The 24,802-nt window shown below is 57.6% G+C and carries 22 protein-coding genes and 2 pseudogenes; 12 read left to right on the top strand and 12 right to left on the bottom strand.

Annotated features, from left to right (window positions below):
• Positions 1-262: 262 nt before the first annotated feature.
• The 3 genes from ACQY4G_RS01200 to ACQY4G_RS01190 are packed head-to-tail and all read right to left on the bottom strand — an operon-like array spanning position 263 to position 2,525.
• Positions 263-1,903, bottom strand: a complete 1,641-nt coding sequence (locus ACQY4G_RS01200) for a recombinase family protein (RefSeq protein WP_421992483.1) — start codon at positions 1,901-1,903, stop codon at positions 263-265.
• Entirely contained in the window at positions 1,903-2,310 is a 408-nt protein-coding gene (locus tag ACQY4G_RS01195; protein WP_425061700.1) for a DUF2924 domain-containing protein, read from the bottom strand. The genes ACQY4G_RS01200 and ACQY4G_RS01195 overlap by 1 nt, the downstream gene beginning before the upstream one ends.
• Positions 2,307-2,525 carry a DUF3489 domain-containing protein gene (locus ACQY4G_RS01190; protein ID WP_421992479.1) on the bottom strand — a complete coding sequence of 73 codons (219 nt, stop codon included), beginning with the start codon at positions 2,523-2,525 and terminating at the stop codon, positions 2,307-2,309. The genes ACQY4G_RS01195 and ACQY4G_RS01190 overlap by 4 nt, the downstream gene beginning before the upstream one ends.
• Positions 2,526-2,728: 203 nt before the next feature.
• On the opposite strand from ACQY4G_RS01190, the gene ACQY4G_RS01185 reads away from it, so the two are divergent.
• Genes ACQY4G_RS01185 through ACQY4G_RS01175 form a run of 3 tightly spaced genes read left to right on the top strand, consistent with a single transcriptional unit; the run spans position 2,729 to position 5,086 of the window.
• Entirely contained in the window at positions 2,729-4,024 is a 1,296-nt protein-coding gene (locus tag ACQY4G_RS01185) for a site-specific DNA-methyltransferase (protein ID WP_421992477.1), read from the top strand.
• Positions 4,021-4,542, top strand: a complete 522-nt coding sequence (locus tag ACQY4G_RS01180) for a DUF5681 domain-containing protein (RefSeq protein WP_421992475.1) — start codon at positions 4,021-4,023, stop codon at positions 4,540-4,542. The genes ACQY4G_RS01185 and ACQY4G_RS01180 overlap by 4 nt, the downstream gene beginning before the upstream one ends.
• On the top strand, positions 4,532-5,086 hold the full coding sequence (locus ACQY4G_RS01175) for a DUF5681 domain-containing protein (protein ID WP_421992473.1): 555 nt from the start codon (positions 4,532-4,534) through the stop codon (positions 5,084-5,086). The genes ACQY4G_RS01180 and ACQY4G_RS01175 overlap by 11 nt, the downstream gene beginning before the upstream one ends.
• Before the next feature lie 36 nt (positions 5,087-5,122).
• Here ACQY4G_RS01175 and ACQY4G_RS01170 read toward each other — a convergent pair whose 3' ends face one another.
• Positions 5,123-5,536, bottom strand: a complete 414-nt coding sequence (locus ACQY4G_RS01170) for a hypothetical protein (protein ID WP_421992471.1) — start codon at positions 5,534-5,536, stop codon at positions 5,123-5,125.
• Between the two features lie 134 nt (positions 5,537-5,670).
• On the opposite strand from ACQY4G_RS01170, the gene ACQY4G_RS01165 reads away from it, so the two are divergent.
• The 6 genes and pseudogenes from ACQY4G_RS01165 (at position 5,671) to ACQY4G_RS01140 (ending at position 10,483) form a co-directional block, all read left to right on the top strand.
• A complete protein-coding gene (locus tag ACQY4G_RS01165) occupies positions 5,671-5,835 on the top strand; it encodes a helix-turn-helix domain-containing protein (protein ID WP_421992469.1) in 165 nt (54 codons plus the stop codon).
• Positions 5,836-5,901: 66 nt separating this feature from the next.
• Positions 5,902-6,096: a hypothetical protein gene (locus ACQY4G_RS01160; protein WP_421992467.1), complete on the top strand. Its 195-nt coding sequence runs from the start codon at positions 5,902-5,904 to the stop codon at positions 6,094-6,096.
• A gap of 391 nt (positions 6,097-6,487) precedes the next feature.
• Positions 6,488-7,024 (top strand): RNA polymerase sigma factor, encoded by a 537-nt coding sequence (locus ACQY4G_RS01155; RefSeq protein ID WP_421992465.1) that lies wholly within the window; start codon positions 6,488-6,490, stop codon positions 7,022-7,024.
• Positions 7,025-7,044: 20 nt separating this feature from the next.
• Positions 7,045-7,995, top strand: a complete 951-nt coding sequence (locus tag ACQY4G_RS01150; RefSeq protein ID WP_421992463.1) for a FecR family protein — start codon at positions 7,045-7,047, stop codon at positions 7,993-7,995.
• Positions 7,913-8,797 (top strand): annotated as a pseudogene (locus ACQY4G_RS01145) (STN domain-containing protein); the annotation flags it as partial. The gene ACQY4G_RS01150 and the pseudogene ACQY4G_RS01145, both read left to right, overlap by 83 nt.
• Before the next feature lie 66 nt (positions 8,798-8,863).
• Complete coding sequence (locus ACQY4G_RS01140; RefSeq protein ID WP_421993536.1) at positions 8,864-10,483, top strand: TonB-dependent receptor domain-containing protein; 1,620 nt, start codon at positions 8,864-8,866, stop codon at positions 10,481-10,483.
• Between the two features lies 1 nt (position 10,484).
• Here ACQY4G_RS01140 and ACQY4G_RS01135 read toward each other — a convergent pair whose 3' ends face one another.
• From ACQY4G_RS01135 to ACQY4G_RS01110, 6 genes and pseudogenes are all read right to left on the bottom strand, one after another.
• Complete coding sequence (locus ACQY4G_RS01135; protein ID WP_421992461.1) at positions 10,485-12,011, bottom strand: lipopolysaccharide biosynthesis protein; 1,527 nt, start codon at positions 12,009-12,011, stop codon at positions 10,485-10,487.
• Between the two features lie 4 nt (positions 12,012-12,015).
• A complete protein-coding gene (locus ACQY4G_RS01130) occupies positions 12,016-12,870 on the bottom strand; it encodes a creatininase family protein (protein WP_421992459.1) in 855 nt (284 codons plus the stop codon).
• Positions 12,867-13,877 carry a sterol desaturase family protein gene (locus tag ACQY4G_RS01125; protein ID WP_421992458.1) on the bottom strand — a complete coding sequence of 337 codons (1,011 nt, stop codon included), beginning with the start codon at positions 13,875-13,877 and terminating at the stop codon, positions 12,867-12,869. Before ACQY4G_RS01125 ends, ACQY4G_RS01130 begins: the two co-directional genes overlap by 4 nt.
• Positions 13,874-15,121: a sugar-transfer associated ATP-grasp domain-containing protein gene (locus ACQY4G_RS01120; RefSeq protein WP_421992456.1), complete on the bottom strand. Its 1,248-nt coding sequence runs from the start codon at positions 15,119-15,121 to the stop codon at positions 13,874-13,876. Before ACQY4G_RS01120 ends, ACQY4G_RS01125 begins: the two co-directional genes overlap by 4 nt.
• A complete protein-coding gene (locus ACQY4G_RS01115) occupies positions 15,108-16,340 on the bottom strand; it encodes a sugar-transfer associated ATP-grasp domain-containing protein (RefSeq protein WP_421992454.1) in 1,233 nt (410 codons plus the stop codon). The genes ACQY4G_RS01120 and ACQY4G_RS01115 overlap by 14 nt, the downstream gene beginning before the upstream one ends.
• A 437-nt stretch (positions 16,341-16,777) precedes the next feature.
• A pseudogene (locus ACQY4G_RS01110) lies at positions 16,778-17,470 on the bottom strand (IS6 family transposase).
• 293 nt (positions 17,471-17,763) lie between these two features.
• Here ACQY4G_RS01110 and ACQY4G_RS01105 point away from each other — a divergent pair.
• Complete coding sequence (locus ACQY4G_RS01105) at positions 17,764-17,946, top strand: zinc-binding dehydrogenase (RefSeq protein ID WP_421992452.1); 183 nt, start codon at positions 17,764-17,766, stop codon at positions 17,944-17,946.
• 352 nt (positions 17,947-18,298) lie between these two features.
• Here ACQY4G_RS01105 and ACQY4G_RS01100 read toward each other — a convergent pair whose 3' ends face one another.
• Positions 18,299-19,807, bottom strand: coding sequence for a sulfatase family protein (locus ACQY4G_RS01100; RefSeq protein WP_421992450.1), 1,509 nt, complete (start codon positions 19,805-19,807; stop codon positions 18,299-18,301).
• 147 nt (positions 19,808-19,954) lie between these two features.
• Between ACQY4G_RS01100 and ACQY4G_RS01095 the strand changes: the two genes are divergently transcribed.
• Positions 19,955-21,640 carry a sulfatase-like hydrolase/transferase gene (locus ACQY4G_RS01095; RefSeq protein WP_421992448.1) on the top strand — a complete coding sequence of 562 codons (1,686 nt, stop codon included), beginning with the start codon at positions 19,955-19,957 and terminating at the stop codon, positions 21,638-21,640.
• Positions 21,637-22,662 carry a formylglycine-generating enzyme family protein gene (locus ACQY4G_RS01090; RefSeq protein ID WP_421992446.1) on the top strand — a complete coding sequence of 342 codons (1,026 nt, stop codon included), beginning with the start codon at positions 21,637-21,639 and terminating at the stop codon, positions 22,660-22,662. Before ACQY4G_RS01095 ends, ACQY4G_RS01090 begins: the two co-directional genes overlap by 4 nt.
• Here the strand turns inward: ACQY4G_RS01090 and ACQY4G_RS01085 are convergent.
• Positions 22,648-24,723 (bottom strand): beta-glucosidase family protein, encoded by a 2,076-nt coding sequence (locus tag ACQY4G_RS01085; protein ID WP_421992444.1) that lies wholly within the window; start codon positions 24,721-24,723, stop codon positions 22,648-22,650. The genes ACQY4G_RS01090 and ACQY4G_RS01085 overlap by 15 nt on opposite strands.
• Between the last annotated feature and the right edge of the window lie 79 nt (positions 24,724-24,802).

Here is a 24,802-nt window from a genome sequence, read left to right as displayed (position 1 = left end):
TCACCCCAAGCCGTAACAGGCGCATCCAAGCACGCGTCTCTTCAGGCCTTTTCCGGCCCGAACAGGGCCCCCGTCTCTTACGGCGATGCTGTCGGTACGGTTTGCCCACATTGGGCGATAACAGGGAAAATCATGCACTTTTGGGCCAATAACAGGCCATTTTTGCGAGTTCGGCGCAGATTTATTCTAGTAAAATTGCGTAATTTCCGTGAGTTGTGTGCCTAAGGCGGGGGTTTTCCTGTTATTCGACAAAACAGGGCATTTAATGCCTGTTTGGGCCCCCTAATTCGCCAAAATGCCTTTTTCTCTCGCCTGAAAGGCCTGTTTTCGAGGTTTGAAACCCCAGCACATCACGCTGCATTTTCCAGCTTAGCGGGATCTTCATTTGCCGCAGGGTTTCGAGGTTCAGATGCGGCGGTTGCCGGCCTGTGACAATCGCCTGCTGGATGTCGGGCGCGAGAAACGCCAATCGCAGGATGTTGCGATCATATGGCGAGACCGGCGCTGTTTGCATAAACGGTGAGCCGCGCTCGTTCGACAGCATTGCATGCGCCTTTCGCAAAGCAGCGATCAGCACGTCGTCGGGCCGCGGCGATGCCAGCGCAGACCTGGTGACGAGTTTCCTGCCGCCGCGAAGCGGCAAGAGAAGCGGGAGCCTGATGGTGACCATGTCACGGGCGCGATGGATGATCTGCTCGTCTTTATACAGCTCGAGACGTGATCGCGTTCCTTCTTTGCACGCGAGCTCGAAATGTAGCCCATCGTTTTTGAGGCGGATCGATCGCAATGCGGCCAGCGGATCGTCCGCGCGCGGTAGCCAGCGCCTGAGTGTCTCGCGGACCACCTGCTCAGTCTCCTCGGCTGACAGGCGCTGCACCCGATCTGGATCAAGCGCGCCCGTTCCCTGCTGGAGCGAGGCGGAGACATAGTAACGATAGGACTTTCCTGATTGGCCGCGCGACCAGGCGGGACTCATCACTTCACCGTTCGCATCGAAGAGCTTGCCGGTTAGCGGTGAGTTGACCTTTCTTTGCTTCTTGCGTTTCCCGTGCTGGTGGGCGTTTGCCTCCAGCTTTGCCTGTACGCGATCGAACAGCTCTTGTTCGATGATGGCGGGGTGCGCGCCATCATGGACCTTGCCCTTGTGGGTGATCTTGCCGAGGTAGAGGGGGTTACGGAGCAAATGGAAGAGCGCGCCGCGGCCGAAGGGCAAGCCGCCGACCTCTTTGCCCTTGCGCGTGACATGGCGCTTCGAGACGATACCCCTGGCCGCCAGCTCCTCCTGCAGCGCGCGGACGCTGCCAAGCTGCAAGTAGCTTTCGAATATCGTGCTGACGGTCGCGGCTTCGGCCTCGTTTATCCTGAGCACGCGCGAGCCTTCACCCGGAAGATCAAAGCCGAGCGGCAGGTTGCCGCCCATCCAAAGTCCCTTGGCTTTTGACGCGGCGATCTTGTCGCGGATGCGCTCGCCGGTGACCTCGCGCTCGAACTGCGCGAAGGATAGGAGCACGTTGAGCATCAGCTTGCCCATCGAGCCGGTGGTGTTGAACGACTGGGTGACCGAGACGAAGCTGCAGTAATGCTGTTCGAACACCTCGACGATGCGGGCAAAGTCGGCGAGGCTGCGGGTCAGGCGGTCGATCTTGTAGACGACCACCACGTCGATCTTGCCCGCGCGGATGTCGTCCAGCAGCGCTTCGAGCCCCGGGCGTTCCATGTTCCCGCCCGAATAGCCGCCGTCGTCATAGCGGCTTGCATGCGCTGACCAGCCTTCGCTGGCTTGGCTAAGTACGTAGGCTTCGCAGGCCTCGCGCTGCGCGTCCAATGAGTTGAACGATTGGTCGAGACCTTCCTCGGAAGACTTGCGGGTGTATATCGCACAGCGTCTTTGCTTCGCACCCATCAGTTGTCTCTCAAGCCAAAGAAGCGCGGGCCGTTCCAGCGCGATCCCGCGATCGCGGTGGCAGCGGCTGACAGGCTGGGGAACACGCGGTCTTCCCACCGAAACCCCTCTTCCTCGACGGTCACTGTCACTTCGCGCCCCTTCCATTGCCGCGTGAGACGCGCGCCCACGCCGAGCTGCCTGCCCTCGGCGAGGACCGGGCCGGTCCTGCCCAACGCGCCCAGCGTTTGCGCGTCGAGTCCGCCGAAGGCCTGCACCTGCACCCGCCACGCGAGCAGCTGGCGCAGGATTGGCTCGGAACGAAGAGCCGGCGGCTTACCGAAACGCTTGCGCCAAAAGCTTCGCAAGTCGTCGAGGTCCATGGTCTGGAGCGAAGCGACGGTTTTCTCGATATCGCCGCCCATCATTCTTCGCCAACCGAGTAGCGCCGGACGTCCTTTTCTTTTGCAGAGTTGATCACGAGACCGCGCTTCTTGAGTGCACCTGCCAGCGCGCTGCGCACCGAATGGGCCTGCCATCCGGTTGCCTTCGTCATCTCGGCGATGCTGGCTCCCTGCTTGCGGCGCATGAGCTTTTCCAGCGTGTCGAGCTTGGTGGGTTTTACCTCTGTTTGTCGGGTCATTTTCTGTCTCCGGTTCGCGGTCGGCCGGAAGTGGCCTCCGTCACCGGGACAAGCCCGAACTCGCCGGGCGCTGGGGACAGTCATGCTCGTTTCTGAGGTGAAGTCCAGTCGAAGAACCAGAGTGTCAAAACGTTGGTATAAATTGGGGCGATTATGTGAATAATCAGGGGTCCAGTGCATCCGAATCAAAGGAGAACTAGACGATGAACCCCCTGAAAAACCACGTTAATGACCGCCTTGAGGTAGTCTACAAGCCCCTCTCTGAGCTCACCCCTGATCCGCGCAACGCGCGCACGCATTCGAAGAAGCAGGTCGAACAGATCGCGGCATCGATCCGCGCGTTCGGCTTTACCAACCCGATCCTTGCTGACCCGGAAGGCAATCTCATAGCGGGCCACGGCCGGCTGCGCGCGGCGCGCGAGCTGGGCCTCGGCACCGTTCCCGTGATCACGCTGGCGTGCCTGTCGGAAGTGCAGAAGAAGGCGCTGCGGCTTGCCGACAACAAGATCGCGCTCAACGCGGGCTGGGATACCGAGATCCTGAAGCTCGAACTGGCCGAGCTGTCCGTCCCCGAAATCGACATCGACCTGACTCTGACCGGCTTTAGCATGGGCGAGATCGATGTACTGCTCGATGAGAGCGTTGATCCGGACGATGAAATCATCCCGCCCGTCCCCGTTCACCCTGACGTCCAGCTCGGCGATGTCTGGCAGCTCGGTGAACACCGGATAGGCTGCGGCGACGGGCGCGATGTCGCCTTTCTGCGCGAGGTCGTGGGCGATGGCGCGAAGGTCGACTGCGCGTTTCTTGACCCGCCCTACAACGTGAAGATCAACGGCCATGCTAACGCGAAGGGGCGCCACCGCGAGTTCGCGATGGCTTCGGGCGAGATGAAGACCTCGGAATTCCAGCAGTTTTTATCCGATACGCTCGGTGCCTGCGCGAAGGTTTCGCGGGAAGGCGCGGTGCACTTCGTCTGCATGGACTGGCGCCACATGGACGATGTCACGGCTTCGACCGCCGACATCTACAGCGAGCTGCTCAACATCTGCGTTTGGAACAAGAGCAATGCAGGCATGGGTTCGCTCTACCGCTCGAAGCACGAGATGATCTTCGTTTACCGCATGGGCGACGCTTCGCACGTCAACAACGTCGAGCTGGGCAAGCACGGCCGCAATCGGACGAATGTCTGGGACTACCCGAGTGTCAACTCGATGAAGGGATCGCGCCGCGAGGACCTCGCGCTTCACCCCACGGTCAAGCCGGTTGCCATGGTGGCCGATGCATATTGCGACGTGACAGCGCGCGGTAATCTCGTGCTCGATATCTTTCTCGGATCGGGCACCAGCCTCGTTGCTGCTGAACGCGTGGGCCGGTGCTTCCGCGGGATCGATATCGATCCGGCCTACGTAGCGCTCGCGATGCAGCGTTGGACGGACATTACCGGCAAGACCCCGAAGCTTGTCCACCGTGAAGGTGCAAGGGAGGTCGCAGAATGAGCAAGGATACACGCTTCAGGAAGGGCCGGTCCGGCAATCCCAAGGGACGGCCCAGGAAGAGCGCCGGCGGTGCGCCTTTTGACATCATCCTAGACAAGCGCATTCCCGGTGTGGTGAACGGTGAGCAGCGCGAGCTCACTGCAGAAGAAGCGATGCAGCGGCAGACGCTAAAGGACGCCTTTGCGGGCAAGAGGTTGGCGATCCGACGGGTTCTCAAGTGGATCGAGGAGCGTGATGCATTCCTCAACCGCAAGCGCGGGAAGGTATTTCCGGTGCGCAAGCTGGTCCTGCATTACAGCTCCGACAACGCCAATGCCGCACTTGATATCCTCGGGATCGCGGAGCCTGACATGCGGGTCGGCGGGGTCCGCTGGAATGTACACACCTGGGCGACGCAGGCTGCATTGAGCCGGCCGGGGCGCAGAAAGTTCAATGCCAAGCAGGTGAAAGACATCAAGTTCTTCACCTTCCACCCGCACAAGTTGCGCTGGCCGAAAGGACGGATCTATGACGAATGACGGCCCTACCGGTTACGGCAAGCCGCCCAGATCGACACGGTTTAAAAAGGGACAGTCCGGCAACCCGAAGGGACGTCCGAAGGGATCACGCCGCGAAGCCCCGTATGAGGACTTGCTCGGGGAACTTGTGACCATCCGCGATGAAGGCGAGACCAGGCAGGTCACGGTCGAGCAAGCCTTTTTGCTGCAGTTGATGCACAAGGGACTGAAAGGGGAAAGCGCGGAAAACCGCTATGTTCTCGATGCAGTCCAGCAGGCTCGGACCCGCCGCGAGCAGGCAGCTGTCGAGCAGTTCGACATGCCCGTGAAGTTCATCAAGAATGGCGTCGATGTCATTCTGGAAGACCTTGGCCTCGCCGTGCTGAAATTTTCAACCGACAAGTCGCGGGCACGCTGGGAGCTCAACCCGTGGATCGTGGAAAAGGCGCTGGATCGGATCGGCGTGCTCGAACTTTCCGAAGAAGAGCAGCGTATCGTCTGGGAAGCCACCCGCACGCCGCGCAAGGTCAAGTGGCCGGAATGGTGGACCTACGAGCCGGAGTAATTTTGCCCAGCGCGGGCTGGCGATCCTGCAGCGATGTCAGATGCGCCAGTGATCCATGGCTTGCCGAAGCTGAAGGGACATGGGCGCCCGGTGGTAGGTGCCGTTTTCGGTCCATGAAGCAGAGGACGTAAAACCAGCTTTATCGGCCATCTCGACCAACTGGTCATGCGGCGCGAGGTACCAGTCTTGGCTATCGGGAAAGGCGATCCAGATGTCGCGGCCAAGGTATTTCCTGTGAATGGTCCATCGGCTCTTGAGCTGTACCTTGAGCAGGTCAGCCGGACCGCCCTTGCCGTCCTCGCGGCACAGTATGAAATCGATCCCGTCGTCATAGACGGGCAAGAACGCATTGTACCCGCGTTCCATCGCCAGCGCGATAAGCCGCTGGCGGTTGATCACCTCGATCACGTGGCCCGACGGCTTTTTCGTATTTGTCATCATGATACTCATCGACGACAGTAGCGCTCTCAAGCGAAGTGAAGTCAAGTCGTTATGTGACTGATCGTCTGTAGATTGATTGTCGACATCGTACGCAACTGGCGCATGTGGATGTTCACGACCGCCTTGCCCGAAACCTGCGCCGCTTGAGGCGGGCACGCGACTGGTCGCAGGAAGAGCTCGCGCACCAATCCGATATCCATCGCACCTATATCAGTGACCTTGAAAGAGGGCGCCGCAATCCGTCGATCGAGGTAGTCGAGCGCCTCGCCAAGGGGCTTCGTGTGAAGCTGGGCGAGCTGCTCGACTGACGGGCCGGAACCTGCCTTAAAAAGCTGGTGGTGGACTGTCGGGACATTCCATGGCTTCGTGACGTCATGGACGAAAACGAGACCGAGCTCGTCAGGCTTCTCTATACCCGCATTGGCATGGTGATGGAGGATGCAAGTATCATCGCCATCGGGCTTGGTGCACCGAGTAGCACGTTCGATCCCGACAAGATCGCGGAGCTGCGAAAGTCGGTGTCCGCTCTCTCCGCGCTAATGGATGCAGCTAAGTCGATCCCGAAATAACTGCTTTGCGCCCTCATCTAAGACGTAAGCGTGGAACTCATGAAGTCTCGAAAGCGGACATTCTCCGCAGCTGTTCCTGTCAAGGAGAATGAAGATGACTTGCTGCAGTTTAATCCTGCAGCGCAAGATGCATTTGTTGAAGCTTTGGTGTTAGCGTCGGTCCAGAGCGCCCTATCAGTATAAAGCAAAACTGGGCTGTGCGCTTCTTGCTCTCGCGAGCGACGTACCGGTGGCCGAGCATTATTCGATCAAGCGATCTAAAGAGAGTTCTGGGTACGTGATCCCGTTGCGTTCAAGATTTGCAATTCGGCTCGGTTGAGATAGCACCAATGGCCGCCAGGCAACCGCATGCAGTCCTTGTTTCGCGTGAGCATTCCGGCACAAGGGCCGTATGGATAAGTCGGTGACAGGATTAGGTGCGGTCTTTTTGACCCACAGAGAACGCATTTCGCGTTTTCTTGTCGCGCGACTTGGAAACGTCGAAGAAGCTGAAGAAGTCCTTCAGGAAGTCTGGGTTAAAATCGAAACGACCAAAAGGACCGGACCAGTCGCCGATCCCTTGGCGTATGTCTTTCGTATCGCTGACAATGTTGCCCATGACCGTGCGCGATTGGCAGTGAGCCGCAAATTGCGTGAGCAAAAATGGGTCGAAATAACATCAATAACCGAGCACGAAGCGCTGGCGGCAACGTCGCCTGAGGGTATCGCGATTGACCGGCAGCGGCTTGAGCAAATTCAGAGGATCTTGAATGGGCTTCCCGAGCGCACGCGCCGCATCTTCCGAGCCTATAGGCTGGAAGAAATTGCGCAGAAGGACATCGCAGCTGAACTTGGTATCAGTCTCAGCGCCGTGGAGAAACACCTACAAGCAGCCTACAAGGCAATTGCGGAGTTTCAGCGGGACACAACTGCGGAAAATGGAGGCTGACACCGTCTATACAACAAGCAATGAGTACTAGCGATCATAACAACGAGAACCGGATCGCCGACGAGGCGGTGACATGGCATTTGCGGCTTCGCGACAATAGCGCAACAGCTGACGACTGGGATGCTTTTACCGAATGGTTGGAGCAAAGTCCTGCACATGCGAGCGCGTACCAATCGGTTAGGCTCGCAGACGATACGGCTTCAAGTCTGAAGCCGGATGATATTGACATCAACGCTGGTGAGCCAATCGAGGAGCGGGCGACGGTTGGCCGACGTGGGTTTTTCGGTGGCGCAGCAATCGCTGCCGCACTTGCAGTAGCCTTAATGTTCTGGCCGTTTGGCCGAGAATTCGCGTTTGAAGAAATCCGAACCGCTGCGGGTGAAACTCGTAGCATTAGTTTGGATGACGGACTCACGATTGAGATAAATGGCGGGACCCATCTGGAAGTGTCAGCCAAAACCAATCGAGTGCGCGTGCTCGAGGGCGAGGCAGCATTCTATATCGAGCAGCCTCCGTCCCCTTCGCTACGTGTTGACGTTGGAGAATTGACGCTTGTCGATAAAGGTACCGTCTTCAATGTCATAAAGGATAAAAGATCCATTCGAGTAGGCGTTGCCGAAGGTGAGATCATTATCGATCCGAGCGACGACCGAATGTCAATCGGCGCTGGAGAAGCCATTCAAATTCTTAATGGCGGGAGGCTCGAGCGTCGTAGGATTGCTCCAGAAGCAGTAGTTGCTTGGAGATCTGACCAATTGGTGTTCGCGGACACACCCGCGCAGATCGTTGCTTCAGATATTGGACGCAATCTTGGCGTGACGATTACCGTTGACGAACAAGTTTCACAACAAAAGCTGTCGGGAGTTGTCCAGACAACCGGCGACAAGGATGCCGTTATCAATGAGGTTGCGGCTTTGCTCGGCGGGCGAGCGGTACGGTCAAATGATGGTTGGTTGGTTGCGTCGAACTAGCAAGAGCCACAACCGTTTTGGTTTCCGTGCTAATTCAGCGCGAAAGACTTACTCGAGTCGATTGGGGTTTTGCAGACCTATTCAGCTCTTAGCCGAGGCGCTCCTTGCTGTAATTCTCTGTTGTTCTTTCTTTCCTTCTGCGCAAGCCGCGGCGCAGGACACTGTTGATCGGCCAGTGGAGGTCAACATACCATCCGGAACACTCGATGACGCCATTCGGGTTCTAGCACTCCAGTCCGGGGTCACGATCGCCGGGACAATTGGTGAAGTATCTCAAGTGCGCACGGCAGCTGTACGAGGTAGGATGTCACCTCGGGCAGCTCTCCGACGGTTGCTGGCGGGAACACCCTTTAGCGCACAGGTGACAGGTAAGAGATCGTTCCGAATTGTTCATCGCCGTGCACAACCCACATACTCCGCACCCTCGGGAACATCTCGACCTCCATCAGCGACCCCGTCGATCCGACGATCACCCAGACCAGCCCCCCCACCTACACCGATCATCGTTACCGCGAGCAAGCAACCACACCTATACGAAAGCTATCCGGGCAGCACGACCGTTATTCCACTCGATGAAGCGCTTCCCGGCATTTTATCGAATGGCCTCGAAAATCTCCTATCGACCTTACCGATCACATCTTCAACCAACCTCGGATCGGGCCGCAACAAACTTTTTATTCGCGGGGTCGCCGACAGCAGCTTCAATGGCCCAACGCAGTCCACGATAGGCCTTTATTTCGGTGATCTGCGCCTCATCTACAGCGCGCCAAATCCGGATTTACGGCTCTACGATTTCGAGCGAGTAGAGCTACTGGAAGGGCCGCAAGGCACATTGTACGGCGTTGGTGCCCTTGGCGGGGTCATTCGAATGGCACCTAAACGCGCCGCACTTGATACATGGGAAGCCGCTGCTTGGGCAGGCGGGGGCGCCGCGCAAGATGGCGCTGTCAGCTACAATCTCGCTGGGCTCTTGAATGCTCCCCTTGGCGATGTTTTGGCGGTGAGGGCACTTGGTTACTATGACCAGCAGGGCGGATATATCGACGACGTCGGGCGTGCCGAAGACAATGTCAATCGTACACGCATACAAGGCTGGCGCACGACAGCACGATTTGAGCCGGCGGAAGGTTGGGCTGTCGACCTCGATTGGTTACAACAAACACTGAATACGCGAGATGGCCAATATGCTGAACCGACCGTAGGGCCACTGCAGCGACGCAGTTTGTTAGATCAGCCGTTTGACAATGACATAATGGGTCTAGGTTTAACGCTAAGAACCAACCTTGGTGGTGCCAGCCTGGTTTCCGCGACTGGTCGCTTTCATAGCGATCTCGATACGGTTTTTGACGCCAGCACCCTTTCAAATACTGGCGGCCCGCTGGTATTCGACGAGGAACGTGAGATTCGGCTGACGAGCCACGAAACGCGCGTCGCCTCCGATCCAAACGCAGACATCAAATGGGTGATTGGCGGCAGTTTCGCGCATAATCTGGATCGCCGCCGCCAATTCTTCGGCAATCCCGAAAACGATGATCTAGAGAGGCGAGCCGAGGCGACCAACGAACTCACAGAATATTCGCTTTTCGGCGAAAGCACATTCCCGTTGGTACAGGAAATTTATGGCACCGTTGGAGGACGTCTCGTTTATACCGAGAGCTTCGTCGAGGAAATCCTTGGAGATGGCGAAGAGGTTGACCCCCAAATCAATGCATTGAAGCTTTTGCCAACAGCAGCCTTGTCATGGCGTCCGCTGGATGGAGTGGTTGCTTATGTCCGTTATCAGGAAGGCTATAGAGCCGGCGGTATAAGCATTGACGGTGCTGATGAAGTCAGCACCGTTATCAGCCGATTTACACCAGACACGTTGCAATCCATCGAAGTTGGCGGTCGCATTAAACTTGGCGGTTCGTTTCCTATAGAGATCGCGACGTCTGCCTTCTACACCGATTGGAACGACATTCAGGCCGATCAGATCGACGCGCAAGGGTTCCCGGCGACCAGAAACGTCGGCTACGGAGAAATTGTCGGCCTGACAGCGAGTGCGACGGTCATACCTTCGGACAACCTCCGAATTAGCGGCGCGATATTTGTAAACGAAGTCCACTTCGATCCTGCGCCCGATGTTGCAGCTGACGATGACGGCAGGCTACCGAATGTTGCGGCTTTTGGCGGAAGATTGAGCGCTCAATTCTCCGCTCCTGTAACTAGCGAAATCAACCTCGAAGTGGGACTGGCAATTGATTACACGAGCAAATCCCTGCTCGACACGGATCCAACATTACAGTTTGAACAAGGCGCATTTGGTGAAGCTCAGGCGTCCGTGGCACTTCGCACCAACGACTGGACCGTTTCAGTCGAAGGTTCAAACCTAGCAAACAGCAGGGGAAACAGCTTCGCTTTCGGCAATCCGTTTACAGTGCGGGACGTTCCACAGACCACGCCGGTGAGGCCACGTGCAGTACGGTTGTCAGCGAAGGCCAAATTTTAGATCAGGCAAGCCGAAGTACGCGTGCAGGTTTTCCCAGAGCATGTCGGTCATCTGACCCAAGCCCCGCTCTGAGGGTCAACCAGCAGATAGGGAGCAACATCGAAAGAATACCGGTCATGCGTGCGGTCGATCCCAGCGGATCGAGAAGCATGCCGATGGCGTATAGCAACAAAATTCCAGCAATTCCCGTGAAGGTACCTTTCGCGAACAGGATGTCGAACGGCTGCATTCGGTCGATTGCGATAAGCTCAATGACCGCTGCCCATGCGATTACGACCGTTGCCACACTGACGGCGATCGCCATACCTTCCATTCCCATCTTAGGCGTGAGCCACCAGGCCAGGGCGGCCCAAACAGCAATACCCGCAAGACTATTAATGAGCGGGAAGCTGCGATGCTTCGTCATTTCGACGATTGGTGTAGCAGGTCCAATTATCGCTTCCCCGACACGACCGGCCACCAGAATCAGCAATATACCGAGAGCGCCCTCAGCCCCAGGTCCAAAGAGCCCGAGAATATTCGGTGCGAGAAAAGCTAGCGTTCCGCCAACCGGTATAGCGAGTGCCGCAGACACGCGAACGGAAAAGGAATAAATAGGAACGATCGCCATGCGGTCGACCGCCGCTTGCGCTGAACTGAGCGGCGCGAGGACATAATGGAAGGCCTGACGAACCATTAGCGGTATCGAAGCCACCTTCCTTGCGATACCGAACAAGCCAGCAGCCGTAGCCCCTTGGGCACCGGGGAGGATCAGATTGAGGATAATGGGTGGCAGGTCGTTCAAAATGCGCCTAGCCACGGCGCTTGGCATTAGTGCGATGCCCGACAGCAAGGCCGTCTTGCGTAGATTCGAAGGCAATGGCGCAAACACAAGAAGCTTTAGGTCATAGTAGTGCCCGAGCAGCCGGATCGAAAGGATAGCCACGAAGAGTTGCGATGCCAAATGAGCGAGCATCAAACCGGTTGTCGTGAGTCCGCTCACAAAGAATCCAACCGCAAAAATCAGGCGTGCAAGTTGCTGCCATAAAATCCGCAATCTCAACTCTGGACCGAATCCTCTTCTGGCGCGAATCGCAGCAGTTGTGATTTCGGCAAATACAAGTAACGGCAATGCCCACGAAAACAGGGCGACTGCCATTGGCAACTGCGCTGCATCTTCTGCATCGGTGGATATGAACTGCGCCAGCGTCTGCGCGTGGAAAGACACCAGTAGCGCAGCAACTGTCGCCGGTATGAGGGTCGCGATGAGCGCAAACTTTACTGCGGCATGAGCGCGTTCCTCAGTCTCTACAGGAACAATGCGCTGCAAAGCATGTGCCAGCGATAGGCCGAACACCTTTTCTGAGAGCTTCACGACCGACAACAGCACAATGTAGAGGCCGTAGGTCGCTATGCCGAAAAGCCATGTGTAGATTGGCTGGGCGACAACTTCGATCAGCGCTCCAAGCCGCGCCAATGCCGCAATTGCCGCGCCGCGCGCAACTTCACCGCGTTGAACCATTGGTTTCGTCGGCTGGTGGTCGCTCATATTCTTACTTCCCAGCCCGGCGCCGGTGAATTGCAGCAACCGTCTTGTCAGCGATATGTGCAATAAGGCGCCAGCCGACCCGGCGCATCTCGTCGACAGGCTCAAGCGGAATACCATTTATTGCAAAACGACCGGCTTCAATTCTCGCGTTTATCCTGACAGCATCTGGATCGACGGCAAGCATTATGAGCTCGACACTAAGCTCATCGTGAATCCCTTCATCGACCTCGTCGAATCCTTGCGCGGCCAGCCAGTTGGCGCGTTCGTCCCAATCGTAATATTCGGTAACATGGAAAACCCGAGCGCCATTGCCATCGAGTTCGGAGGCAATCGCCGCCATCCCATCTTGATTTCCGCCGCTATCGCCAATGAGGATGATTTCATTGAAACCGTGCGCTTTGAGACTGAGAACGATATCGTGGAGGAGCGAACGGAAGCTGTGCTCGGATACACTAATTGTCCCGGGATAACGCATGTGGCCGCTGGGGGGCTCGATCTCTCCCTGTGGAACGAACGCAACGATTGGAGCGATGAGCGCATTGCCCAGCCGCTCAGCAATTGCCTGGCTCGTACCTTTGAGAATAACATTGTGCTTGCCGGTCACGACGTAAGGCCCGTTTTGCTCTATGCCGCCAACTGGGATTAAGACAGTTCGATGACCGGATGCGATTGCATCGCGGACTTCCATCCAAGTCAGCTCCTCTATCCAGTAAGCATCGGATGCAGCGATTGGTCGGGCAGCATCTACGGGTGGAGATAGGCCAACACGGCTGTTGCCTGGTCGTCGGTCAACCTGATCGTAGGCAAACCAGCCGAGCGATGCGACGGTCACCCCGATCAGCGACCAAACCAATCTCATCTTGGACGCTCACCAATCAGGGCCTGTTCCGCTTTGCTGCGGTTGCGGTTGTCGGGGTGGGTGATAGCGTTGTGAGCATAGACAAAGGGTTCGACCATCGCCTCCACGATTCCGTTATGCGTTTCGCCTGACGACAGACCGAATTCCAGTTTTTGGCGTTTCGACGGAGCCATCACGAGCGTTCCAAACATCCAGTCCCAAATTGCCAGTACGCCGCCGAAATTTCTGTCCCAGTGCTCTTCGGCCTTACTGTGGTGGATTTGGTGCTGAGCCGGGCTGACGAAGAACCGTTCGAAACGTCCGAAGCTGAACCAAACATGCGAATGTCGTAGATTGGCTCCGGCAAGAGAAAACACCCCATAAACGATCGCCACTCCAAACAGCACGGCAAGCCCTGCCTGTTGTGGCCAGAAGAAGAGCACCGCGCCTTGGACCGGAGCGACAAAGATGATTTCAGTGATCTTGGCTAGAATGTCATAAACGGGATGGCTGCGCGCAACGGTTATCGGATTGAGCCGTTCGGCGGAATGGTGGACGCGATGAAACGCCCACAACGGTTCCCAATGATGGCCGATATAATGGATGAGGTAGACAGAGAAATCGGTCAGAAGAAAAATTGTGGCGGCAAGCAAGGCAATAGATGCAAAGCTATCGCCGAATTGGGTCGCAGGCGGGCCTAACCACTGGTTCAAGCCGTAGGCGAAAGCGGCGGCGGCAATTGGAACACTCAGTCCCAGCAGCGACTTGCGCAAGGGTGAAGTAATGATGCTGACGATCGTGACCTTAACGTCGACAAGTGCTGATCGATGCCGCCAAACCGTTGCCGGGAACAGATAGCTGAGGAAGCGACGAAGATTGGCGCGTCGCCGCCCGACATGACGATAGAAAACGAAACCGGTAATCAGGAGTGTCGAGAGAAAGGGCCAGAACGACAGACGTTTTGTGATGTCGAATATCCGAGCCGTAGCCATTCCAATCAGTTCCGGATCGGGTAACAGCTCTGTCACCGGCTTTCCGTCCCGTCTTGCTGTGCCAAGTGCCAGGCAATCAGTTCTCCGAAGCGCGTGTCACCTAACCCTTTCCGTGGGCCGCGTTGGGCTACGACCGGGCACGGTTTGGCGTTTCCCTCGATAATCACTGGTCCATTGTCGGTGATGCCTACATCCCAACCAATCAGCGCATAATCAGGAAATGCATTCAAGTGGGCTTTCTGAACTATTGACTTACATACCTCCCAAGCCGGCATGGTGAGCCCCGCAATTCGTGCGCCGGTTTCCGGATGATCCACGAAATCACCACCATGGTGGCCCATACAGGCGGTGCCAACCTCACCTGTTTCAAGATCGATCGGTGCCATTGATCCCCCGGCGGATAGATTATCCACTACGGTTTCGGGAACGGAGGCAAATCGCAGGACGGATGTGACAATTTCCGCCTCGCCGTGTTCGTTGACCATCGTGCTGATCCGGGCTGTAGGCAATGCATCAAGTGCTATCGGCGCGAGAGCCGGATGCACTTTACATTTTTCCTGGTATATCCAATCGCCGCAATCAAACTCGGTTTGTCCCATCAAGAAGGTCTCAAACCGATTATGACTGAGCGCAAGGTCCGGCGGCACGTTTCTGATTGCAATGCCAACTCCACCGCAACCGAGAGATGGTTTGACAATAATCTTGCCTGGTTCGGGCAACTCGAAAATTTCCGGCACACCAGATGAGGTAATTGCGTATGTTTTCGGGATTGGCGTCCCGTTCAACATGCAGCGGAGATAAAAGTCCGCCTTGTTGAACAACACGCAATCCGGGCCCCAATGACGCGGGTTGAGCCTGCGATTTATTTCATTCCACTCGAAGCTGCGCAGATAACTGTCCAACTCATCGGGGCTCTCAATGCGGTAAACGTCGATCTGGCTCGGATCGACAAAACGATCTCGCGAAAGCGAGAGAGCCTTGCGTCGCCAAGATTTATCTAGGCCGAAACGATCAGCTATCTTTCGCGCTCGCCATGGAAGCCACGCTTGAAAAATCGCATAGCTAAGCGCGTTGATTAGCTTTCGTGGCCAACCCATCCTCATTTGCCAGGCTTGGTAATACCCGTCCAGGAAACTCGGATGAACTGCTCGCGAAACGCCTGGAAAGAGTGGGAATTTCTTCTTTGCATAGAACCACCAGTTTTCAGGCATCTTTCGCTCGCGTAATCGATGCGCCTGTCTGTTTTCAGCCATTTCCAATATGCGTTCAGAATTGATCATGCGGTTGTGCTCTCAACAATCTGCGCTTGTCCTGACCGAAATCCTGCCGCATTTTGAGGTGATAACCGATCAACTCGCCGAGGCGCTGTTTGCCAGCCGGCAAGCGCGGTGCTCGTTGTGCCATGATGATACTGGGGCGTGGATTGGCCTCCAGAAAAAGTGGCCCTTCTGCCGAGATAGCCACGTCCCAACCAATCATTACGTGGTCGGCAAAGTGGTTGGCGTGGGTGGTGAGGGCTAGCTCTTTGAGCTTCGCCCAGTGAGGAACCAATCGGCCCTCGATCTGTGCACCACTTTCAGGATGGCGCTCATATTCGCCAGGTTCCATTCCTGCACAACAGCGGCCCAATCTGCCAGTTTCCAGCTCCACAGGAGCGTTAAGTCCGCCTTTGCCAATATTATCGATGACCATCTCTGCGGTCTTGGGAAAGCGCAGAACGGTCGTTACGATTTCTGGTTCGCCGGACTCGTTAAGGATCGTTGTAACTCGGACGCTGGGAAGCGCATTGATTGCCAAATCACTGAGGTCGGGATGCGCAACCAAATGGCGCTGTGCGATCCATTGGCCCGAACGGATCGTATTGAGCTGTCCGAGCCAGTCCACAAAAGAGTTAGATGACGCGAAATCGGGCGACTTCCGCGCTGGAATCTGAACCCCACGACCGCCGCTACCGCAGGCTGGCTTGATCAACACGGCATCACCGGAATTGGGTAGTGAAATGACGTCGATTTCCCCATCGTCTATCGTAGCAAAGACAGCAGGATGCGGGATCTGTCGCTCGGCGCAATGGTCGTAGAACGCACGCTTGTCGGTGGTAAAAATTGAATGATCGGTCGACTGGTTTGCGATCGCGCGACCTATGCCAATATGCTCAAATCGCCGGATATAATGGTCCAGCTCGCTAGCCTCCTCAATGCGAAACATTGCGATATCGTTGGGATCGACAAATCGCTCGCGGCAGATGGCAAGCGTTCGGCGTCGCCAGCAATCACCCTTGCTCCACCTTTTGGCAACTTCGAGAGTGCGCCAAGGCAGCCAAAGTTGAAAACCTATGAAAACGATAAGGTTGCGGAGACAGATCAGCCAATTCTGACGTGCACGGATGGCCTCATAGTACGGCCCGATAAAGCCTGCGGCACGATAGTGCGCAACGCCCGGGAAGAGAGCGAAATTGAGCCTGAGTAGATCATACGCGCGTTTGCGCCACGGGGTCTCCATATAAATGAGACGGACTCGCCGCGGAAAACCCGCAGTGGAAATGAACTTCGCAGGTTATGGGTTGTTATTAGGCTCGCAGCCGAATGTCAGCTTCGGCGTCGATTGGAACTGCGAGTGGACTGTCAGCTATCGGCCCCTCTTCGGACGGCAAGATTGATAATGCGATCTATGTGAAGTTCTGGCGATCGTCCTCAAACGAACCACGCGCTCAATGGCTGACAGATCCGACCTGAATTCTTCCGTTCAGAGATAGAGCCGCGACAAGGCGTGCTTGACAAGGAGAGCGCAATCCGTCAGAGATACCGACCGATTCGCGCAGGCTTCTTATGATGTCGAGTTCTTCGCGAGCGAACAGCATGGTTTATAGCTCTATTTGGGGACTGTCAGGTTAACGGACGCCGGTCGAGTTGATCTGCGCTACACAAATTTCCTCCGTTTCAAGCGGACACAGCTTGCCACTCGGCAAAAGCGCGGTCTCGGTAGGTTCGCATTATCTTTCGTGAGACGAGGTGACGCTCGGTATTGAAGATATTGTAGATCGCTGAGTGGGTGGAAACAAATCGCTGAGCTTGTCCCTGCGACTTGAATAGCTGCATTTTTCGCTCCCGTCTTCGGACAGGCAAATGTGAATTTTCGGCACGATTGTTGTCGCGCAGTCTTCCAGGCTGATGTCGCTTCAAGGCGACGAGATCGCGGAGGGCGGCCTTATAGGAAGCCAAGCCATCCGTCACGATGGCTTCAGGGACGAAGCCCTGCTGCTTCAATAGTTTCCTAGGTAATTTCATAGCTGCCGCCTTATTGCGCCGCTTCTGAACCAGAACATCCAGCACTTCGCCTTCCTTGTCTACGGCCCGCCACATAAACATCCGCCTGCCTCCGATCCGGACAATCATCTCATCCAGATGCCAGACGCAATCAGCGCGATGGCGTCTCTTCCTGATGGTGGCAGCAATCGCTTGGCCGAACTTGTCGGACCAACATCGAATGGTCTCATAAGTGACATCGACACCGCGCTACGCCAGCAAATCTTCGACGTCTCGTAGGCTTAGAGTGAAGCGAAAATAGAGCCACACTGCGTGACGGATCATGTCTGGGTGAAAGCGATGACGCTTGAACGAAAGGGGCTGCATCTCCCTCTGTTTAGCAACGAAATTCTCCGTGGGGGAGACGAGTTAGCGTTAGACTGACAGCACCGCCACCTATCCGGACAACTTGTCTCTCAATTTAGGCGCACCGCTCAAGCCCGCGGAACCGGCGGCTTTGCGTGGCTGAAGCCGTAACAGGCGCATCGTCTCTTCAGCGCTTTGTGGTGCCGATTTCACGCCCCGTCTCTTGGGGCATGCAGATCGGTTCGGTTTGCGCGTTTTGACCATTAACAGGGAAAAATGATGCATTTCCGGCCAAAAACAGGGCTTCCATACTGATGAAAGCCATCGATGTTCGCGGCGTCTATGTCGGCTCCGTGGCCGATCTCAGGTCCGCGATCGGTTCAGGCGTTCGGCCGATCATCGACGAGGTGTTTCCCTTCGATCGCGCCGACGCGGCGTTCGAGCGCCTCCAAAGTGGAGCGCACCATGGAAAGGTCATCATCGAGATCGACCAGTAGTTGAGAAAAGGCTAGGCGACGTGTGCGGGTCGCCTAGCCTGTCGAATTGAAGAAGTTTGAGCTCAAAAAGTCATCGTTGGTTGTCGGCACGTTCCAAACCTCAGCTTTCGCACCAGGAGAGCCGAAAAGCTGACCGACCGCTTCTGGTCCCCCGAACGAACAAGTCAAAGAGAGAGAGAGAGAGAGAGAGAGAGAGAGAGAGAGAGAGAGAGAGAGAGAGAGAGAGAGAGAGAGAGAGAGAGAGAGAGAGAGAGAGAGAGAGAGAGAGAGAGAGAGAGAGAGAGAGAGACGCTTTTTTCTTTTTTGCTCCCGCGAAAGCCATGCTCAATTCAAGTTCTCGGTAGCCCGCGCCTTATCGGCCTTTTTCAATTTCGAGCAGCCTTACCGCCATCCGCTCTGCGATTTTCGGGTATGTGGCTATCACATTCTCAAGCTGTCCGGGATCGGCGACGAGATCATAGAGGGCGTCGCTTGACGCTCCATCAACACGCACCCCGCGAGCGATGCGAACCCAATCGGGTTCGGCCCAGAGCGGCAAGGGACTGCGGCCAAATCCACCGTCGCGCAGGAGCACCCACCGGCCAGACCGCAGACCTAGGTTGCCCCGCGATCCGTGATAGACGAGCTCCGTTCGTCCGTCCGGGTCATCTCCTGCAATCGCTCTGAAGACGTTGACGCTGTCCGGCGCGACGCCAGCTTGCAGAGGATGTTGCAGCACCGCTGCCAGACTTGCGAACAGATCGATCTGTGCAACCAGCGCATCGTTCGGTCTTCCACTCGAGATTCCGCCGGCCGGCCATGACAGCACGAAAGGAACACGGTGGCCTCCCTCCCAGGTGTCGGATTTGATCCCGCGCAGCCCAGCAACGGAATCGTGACCGTATCGCCGCCACTGCCGGTAGGCCGGAAATTCCGGCCCATTGTCGCTGGTAACGACGACGATAGTATTCTCGCGAAGGCCGGCGCTCTCGAGCGCAGTCATGATCGAACCGACTGCATCATCGGTCTGGACGACGAAATCACCGTATGTGCCCGCGTCGCTCTTCCCGTCATATTCGGATAGAGGCACTACGGGCGTATGCGGGGCGGTAAGGGACACCATCAGAAAAAAGGGTCGCTCGCTCTGCGCACGATTCCGGATGTATTTGTCCGACCGATCTACCAGCTTGGGCATTACCTGATCGAGTTGCCAGCCTGCCTCTCCCGGCCCACTGCCATGGATTCCGCCTTCGAAACCAATACTGATCAATGACGATCGCGGAACGTCGACCAAATCCTCGGCCACGATCCGATCATTCTCTATCCACGCATAGGGCGGCATATTGGGGATATCATCGCCGAAGTAATACCCGAAGCCATGATCGGTCGGGCCACCGCGCAGGGGCCGGCTCCAGTCGAATTGATCGTTTCGCGCGGTGCTGATCCAACCCTGCTGGAGGATGTCGCTCTCCGGCGGTCGGCGTCCGTCCTTCCACGGCCAGTCGAAGCCCAGATGCCATTTCCCGATCAAGGCCGTTTCGTATCCCATATCCTGGAGAAACTCAGGCAGGGTGGTGAGGTCGGTGTCGATTACGGGTCTCCCCCACGGCATCAAGACGCCGGAGCGCAGCTCGGTGCGCCAGGCATATTGCCCCGTCAGCAGAGCATAGCGCGAAGGCGTGCATACAGTGCTCGTCGAATGTCCATCGCGAAGCCACGTCCCCTCACGCGCCAGGGCATCGATATGTGGCGTCGGGATGCGCGATTGCGGGTTGTAGATCGACACATCGCCATAGCCGAGATCATCTGCATAGATCAGTACGATGTTGGGTCGCGCATTCGCATGATCCGTAGGAAGCGCGACAAGCGAAGCCAGCAGCATCGCGAACGCGACGCAAACCCTGACAAAGGTTCCCTCCAATCGCATTTGGCCAATCTCCCTCGCTAGGCTGCCGCAGCGCGACTTGCACAGGCTGCCGCTTCGTTATACGTCTGGACAATTAATGAATGGGTGGTGGAGAAATCGCAAGTGAAGATTAACCAGCTCGTGTTTGCGATCGCTGCCATTCTGGGATTGCAAGGCTGCACGTCGCGGGGGCTGGATACACCTGATCTTTCCGCCGCGCTGGAACATCCCAACATCGTCCTGATCGTGTTCGAGGATATGAGCCCCCGGATCGGCGCCTTTGGAGACGATGTCGCAAGCACGCCCTATCTCGATGCACTGGCCGAACAATCGGTTCGCTATCCCAATACTTTCACGACGGCGGGCGTTTGCGCGCCAAGCCGCTCGTCGCTGATTACGGGCGTGCACCAGCAAAGGCTGGGGACTCACCAAATGCGAACGAATTCGCCCGTTCCGGGCATGAGCGGCGGCGGTCCGATCGAATACGAGGCGGTGCCGCCAGCGGAAGTGAAGGCCTTTCCCGAGCTGCTGCGCCGCGCGGGATACTACACGACCAACAATGGCAAGACCGATTACCAGTTCGGCGAGCCGTTCACGATCTGGGATGCGAACGGGCCGGACGCGGACTGGCGCGGGCGAGCGGATGGCCAGCCTTTCTTCGCGATGTTCAACATCCTCGAAACGCATGAAAGCTATATCTGGCCGGAGGATCGCGAGAGCGTAAATCCGCTCGTCGAAATCGTTACGCAGCGCAACCGGCGCGACCTTGCCGGGAAGGAAAGGCTGACCGATCCTGCCGATGTCGAAGTGCCGCCCTATCTGCCCGACACGCCCCTCGTGCGTCGCGACATTGCCACGCATTACGACAATATCGCCTTCGCCGAAAAACGCGTGGCGGATATCATCGCCAGGCTCGACGCCGATGGCCTGCTCGACAACACGATCGTAATCGTGACGAGCGACCATGGCGACGGTCTGCCGCGAATGAAGCGCACAGTCTACGATGCCGGGATCAAAGTGCCCTTGATGGTCCGCTATCCCGATGGTCGCCGCGCTGGCGAAGTCGATACGCGTCTCGTCAGCTTTGTCGATCTCGCGCCGACGATAATCGCGTGGGCGGGTGTCGAGGTGCCCCGCTTCGTCCAGGGGCGGAACTTCGTGACCGGCGAACAACGGGGATACATTTTTGCCGCCGCCGACAGGCACGATTCCGCGCCGGGCAGGACCAAGGCGGCGCGTGATGCTCGATTCAAATATATCCGCAGTTATCAGCCGGACCTTGCGGTATTGAGGCCGCTCGCCTTCCGCGACGCATTGCCGACGATGCAGGAAGTCTGGCGATTGGCCGAGGAGAAGGCGTTGCGGCCCCCTGCGCTGCGGCTGGTATCCTCCCCGCGCGGTGCGGAGGAACTCTACGACACCGAGGCCGACCCGCATGAGATCGCAAACCTTGTTGGCGACCCAGCCCATCGCGCAACCCTTGTTCGCCTGCGCGCAGCAATGGATGGCTGGATTGCGCGCACGGGAGACCTGAGCGCCATCCCTGAAGCAGACATGATCGAGGCAATGTGGCCTGGTATGGTCCAGCCCGTGACTGCCGCTCCCGTGATCGCTTTGGAGAGCGGGCGAGTGCGCCTGTCGAGCGACACACCAGGCGCAAGCATCACATTCACGCTGGACGGGGGCGATCCGGCTAGCGGAAACTTGTATGTCGGGCCATTCATGGTCGATCCGGGCACGCAGGTAAGCGCGAAGGCCATCCGCTATGGCTATGCCCCGAGCGAGACCGCAGTTGCATCGGTCCCATGAAGTCCGGCACGCCGCAGGCCGCATTCCTCGCCATCGCCGCGGCCGGTGCCATAGTGACCGGCGCGTGTAGCGATAGCGCGCCGCAACCATCGGCAGAGCGAATGGCGCGGAGCTGCGCACCTGTGTCGTCCACCCCGGTGCGGCTGGAAGGCGGCACTTTCGTCATGGGGTCGCTGCTTGTCTATCCCGAAGAAGGGCCGGAACGCGAAACAACGGTGGACGGGTTTTGGATCGATCCGCACGAGATAACGAACGCGCAGTTCGAGCGCTTCGTCGAGGCGACCGGCTATGTCACGACCGCTGAAAAGCCGGTCAACCCCGCCCAATTCGGTGTGCCGCGCGAGGCCATCCCTGCCGAGTTGCTGGCACCGGGTTCGGCGGTGTTTGTGGCTCCAGACCGCCCGTCCAATCGCTACCAGGACTGGTGGCGCTATGTCCCCGGAGCGAACTGGCGTTATCCGGAGGGTTCGGACGGTCTGCCCTCCGAGCCGAACCTTCCCGTGGTTCATCTTTCCTATGCCGACATGCTCGCCTATGCCGAATGGCGCGGCGGCAGGCTGCCTACCGAAGCCGAATGGGAATACGCGGCCAGCGCTGGTGAGGCGGCGACCAAGGTGCAGCCCGGACCGGAAGAGGCAAATAGCTGGCAAGGCGTGTTCCCCGTAGCCGACGAAGAGAAAGACGGCTTTTCCGGCGCGGCTCCCGTCGGATGTTTCGCACCCAATGCCAATGGCCTTTACGATATGGTCGGCAATGTCTGGGAAGTGACCGCCGATCATTACCGTCCCGGCCATGATCCCGAAGATCGACACAAACTATCAGGTCCCAGCGAAACAGATGCCTACGATCCGCTAAACCCCGGTCTCGTCACTCGGGTCATGAAGGGTGGGTCATACCTGTGCGCGCCGAATTACTGCCAGCGCTATCGGCCGCAGGCCCGGCAGGGACGGGATCCCGGGCTCGGTGCCAGCAATGTCGGTTTTCGGCTGGTCTACGACATCCCGCCCTCAGAGCTCGACTGAGGCGCTGCGGTCCCCCACGCTGAAGGTGTACTGACCCTTGGGCATATACCATTCGCGCCTCTTCGCATCGTAACGACGTAGCGTATCCTTGGCGATTGGGATGGTGACCGGGCGAGCTTGTCCGGGCTCGATCGCAACGCGAGTGAAGCCCTTGAGCAGACGCAGAGGCGTGTCCTCCTTCGGTCCGGGAAGGTGCGCGAAGGCGAGCACGACCTCCTCGCTCGCCCGGTCGCCCGTGTTTGCCACGCTTACCTCGATCTCTATTGTGTCATTCACCTCACGTGCGCGTAAGGCCCGATAGGCGAAGGAGGTGTAGCTCAGCCCGTGGCCAAACGCATAACGAGGCTGGATCTCTTCATGCTCGAACTTGGTGTAGCCATGCCATCGATCATAGGTGATCGCGGTCGCGGTGCGGTCGAAAAAGGGATAGTCCTCGGCGTTTCTGGCCACGGTAAAGGGGAGTTTCGCAGAAGGGCTGACCTCGCCAAATAGCAGGCGGGCAAGCGCCGTCCCGCCTTCCATTCCGGAATAGAATGTCTGCAGGATCGCATTCGTGCCATCCCGCCATTCCTCCACCATAACCGCCGAACCTGCCACGACCACCACGATCACCGGCTTGCCGCTCTCTTTGGCTGCCTCGATGAGTTCGACCTGATCTTGAGGCAGGACGAGGGATGAGCGGTCGCCGCCGCGAGGGTCGCGCTCGCCATTCTCTTGCGGAATCGCCTCTTTGACGGTTTCGGGCATCTGCGGCACGAGGTCGCCCGGGATGTATTCGCCCTCGTCATCGGCGGTGTATCCAACAACGGCAACGATGGTGTCGGCAGCTTCGACAGCGTCGGCCAAGTGGCTCTGAGACGAGCCATCGGCATGAACGATCCTGTCTTCACCGAGCAATCGCATAAGTCCTTCGAGCGGCGTGACGACATAGGGAGCATTCACCCGACTCGACCCGAAATCGCCGGTGTTCTCCTTGTCGGCCAGTGCGCCGATCACGGCGAGCTTGCCGATATCAATCGAGAGAGGAAGCACGCCGTCATTTTCGAGCAGCACCGCGCCCTTTTCCGCAGCTTCCAGCGCCAGGGCACGATGGTTCTCGCACGCGACCAGTTCTATCGTATATTCCGCCAGCGGATCTTCGGCGGCGGCGAAACGGTACAACGTCCTCAGTATACGGCGACACGCGGTGTCGATAACATACGGCTCGATCAAGCCGCCCTCGACCGCCTTCACCAGGTTCTCGCCATAAACAAGCGGTTCGGGGTTTTCGATATCGAGGCCCGCGCTGGCGCCATAGGGTTTGTAGACACCTAGCAACCAGTCCGAATGGACGAAACCGTCGAAGGACCAATCGTGCCTGAGAATATTGGTGAGGAGCTTGCGGTTCTGACCGCAATATTCGCCATTTATCTTGTTATACGCGCTCATCACGCTGGCGCAGCCTTCGTCGAGGACACGCCTGAAGTGCGGCAGGTAAACCTCGTGAAGCACGGCATCGTCGATCGCGACGTCGATGGTGAACCGGGTGTTCTCGACGGAATTCAGAGCGAAATGTTTCACCGTCGCGATGACATTGTGGGTCTGGATTCCGCCCGCAAGCGCCGCGCCCATTTCGCCGAGGTGATGCGGGTCTTCGCCGTATGTCTCCTGCGCGCGCCCCCAAGCGGGGTGACGCAACAGGTTGATGCAGACGGCTCCTGACAGGTTGCAATCCTGGGCGCGCGCCTCGATCCCCATCACTTCTCCGATACGCCGCTCGAGATCGATATCGAAGCTCGCGCCGCGGCTCATAGAGCAGGGGAAACAGGTTGACTGTCCGCGAGCAACCCCGCGCGGTCCGTCGGTAAACCAGAGATAGGGAACGTTCAGCCGGTCGAGGCCCGCGCCGGCGCGATAGGGGCGCTTGCCCCACTGGCCGTCATCCTCCCGTATCTGCGCAAGGAAGCCCTTGCCGCTCATCATCGCTACTTTTTCGGTGAGCGTTGCTTGCTCGATGATGCGATCGACCACATCATCAATCTCGGCGGCGCTCATCCCGCTGCGAGGCGATAGATCCGACATATTCTTCCTCCGCAAGTCCCGCGCGGCGAGGCGCAGGAGCAGCCTCCAAGCGAGATCGTTCACTATACGCACGGATAGC

It is taken from the genome of Qipengyuania sp. (assembly GCF_965277845.1).
Taxonomy (GTDB): domain Bacteria; phylum Pseudomonadota; class Alphaproteobacteria; order Sphingomonadales; family Sphingomonadaceae; genus Qipengyuania.
The sequence above is the reverse complement of the archived record's forward strand: the minus strand, read 5'-3'. Positions and strand labels throughout refer to the sequence as shown.

Coding starts and splice junctions, on each gene's coding strand:
- ACQY4G_RS01200 (WP_421992483.1), bottom strand. CDS start 1,903: ATGGGTGCGAAGCAAAGACGCTGTGCGATATACACCCGCAAGTCTTCC.
- ACQY4G_RS01195 (WP_425061700.1), bottom strand. CDS start 2,310: ATGATGGGCGGCGATATCGAGAAAACCGTCGCTTCGCTCCAGACCATG.
- ACQY4G_RS01190 (WP_421992479.1), bottom strand. CDS start 2,525: ATGACCCGACAAACAGAGGTAAAACCCACCAAGCTCGACACGCTGGAA.
- ACQY4G_RS01185 (WP_421992477.1), top strand. CDS start 2,729: ATGAACCCCCTGAAAAACCACGTTAATGACCGCCTTGAGGTAGTCTAC.
- ACQY4G_RS01180 (WP_421992475.1), top strand. CDS start 4,021: ATGAGCAAGGATACACGCTTCAGGAAGGGCCGGTCCGGCAATCCCAAG.
- ACQY4G_RS01175 (WP_421992473.1), top strand. CDS start 4,532: ATGACGAATGACGGCCCTACCGGTTACGGCAAGCCGCCCAGATCGACA.
- ACQY4G_RS01170 (WP_421992471.1), bottom strand. CDS start 5,536: ATGAGTATCATGATGACAAATACGAAAAAGCCGTCGGGCCACGTGATC.
- ACQY4G_RS01160 (WP_421992467.1), top strand. CDS start 5,902: ATGGACGAAAACGAGACCGAGCTCGTCAGGCTTCTCTATACCCGCATT.
- ACQY4G_RS01155 (WP_421992465.1), top strand. CDS start 6,488: ATGGATAAGTCGGTGACAGGATTAGGTGCGGTCTTTTTGACCCACAGA.
- ACQY4G_RS01150 (WP_421992463.1), top strand. CDS start 7,045: ATGAGTACTAGCGATCATAACAACGAGAACCGGATCGCCGACGAGGCG.
- ACQY4G_RS01140 (WP_421993536.1), top strand. CDS start 8,864: ATGGCACCTAAACGCGCCGCACTTGATACATGGGAAGCCGCTGCTTGG.
- ACQY4G_RS01135 (WP_421992461.1), bottom strand. CDS start 12,011: ATGAGCGACCACCAGCCGACGAAACCAATGGTTCAACGCGGTGAAGTT.
- ACQY4G_RS01130 (WP_421992459.1), bottom strand. CDS start 12,870: ATGAGATTGGTTTGGTCGCTGATCGGGGTGACCGTCGCATCGCTCGGC.
- ACQY4G_RS01120 (WP_421992456.1), bottom strand. CDS start 15,121: ATGATCAATTCTGAACGCATATTGGAAATGGCTGAAAACAGACAGGCG.
- ACQY4G_RS01115 (WP_421992454.1), bottom strand. CDS start 16,340: ATGGAGACCCCGTGGCGCAAACGCGCGTATGATCTACTCAGGCTCAAT.
- ACQY4G_RS01105 (WP_421992452.1), top strand. CDS start 17,764: ATGAAAGCCATCGATGTTCGCGGCGTCTATGTCGGCTCCGTGGCCGAT.
- ACQY4G_RS01100 (WP_421992450.1), bottom strand. CDS start 19,807: ATGCTGCTGGCTTCGCTTGTCGCGCTTCCTACGGATCATGCGAATGCG.
- ACQY4G_RS01090 (WP_421992446.1), top strand. CDS start 21,637: ATGAAGTCCGGCACGCCGCAGGCCGCATTCCTCGCCATCGCCGCGGCC.
- ACQY4G_RS01085 (WP_421992444.1), bottom strand. CDS start 24,723: ATGTCGGATCTATCGCCTCGCAGCGGGATGAGCGCCGCCGAGATTGAT.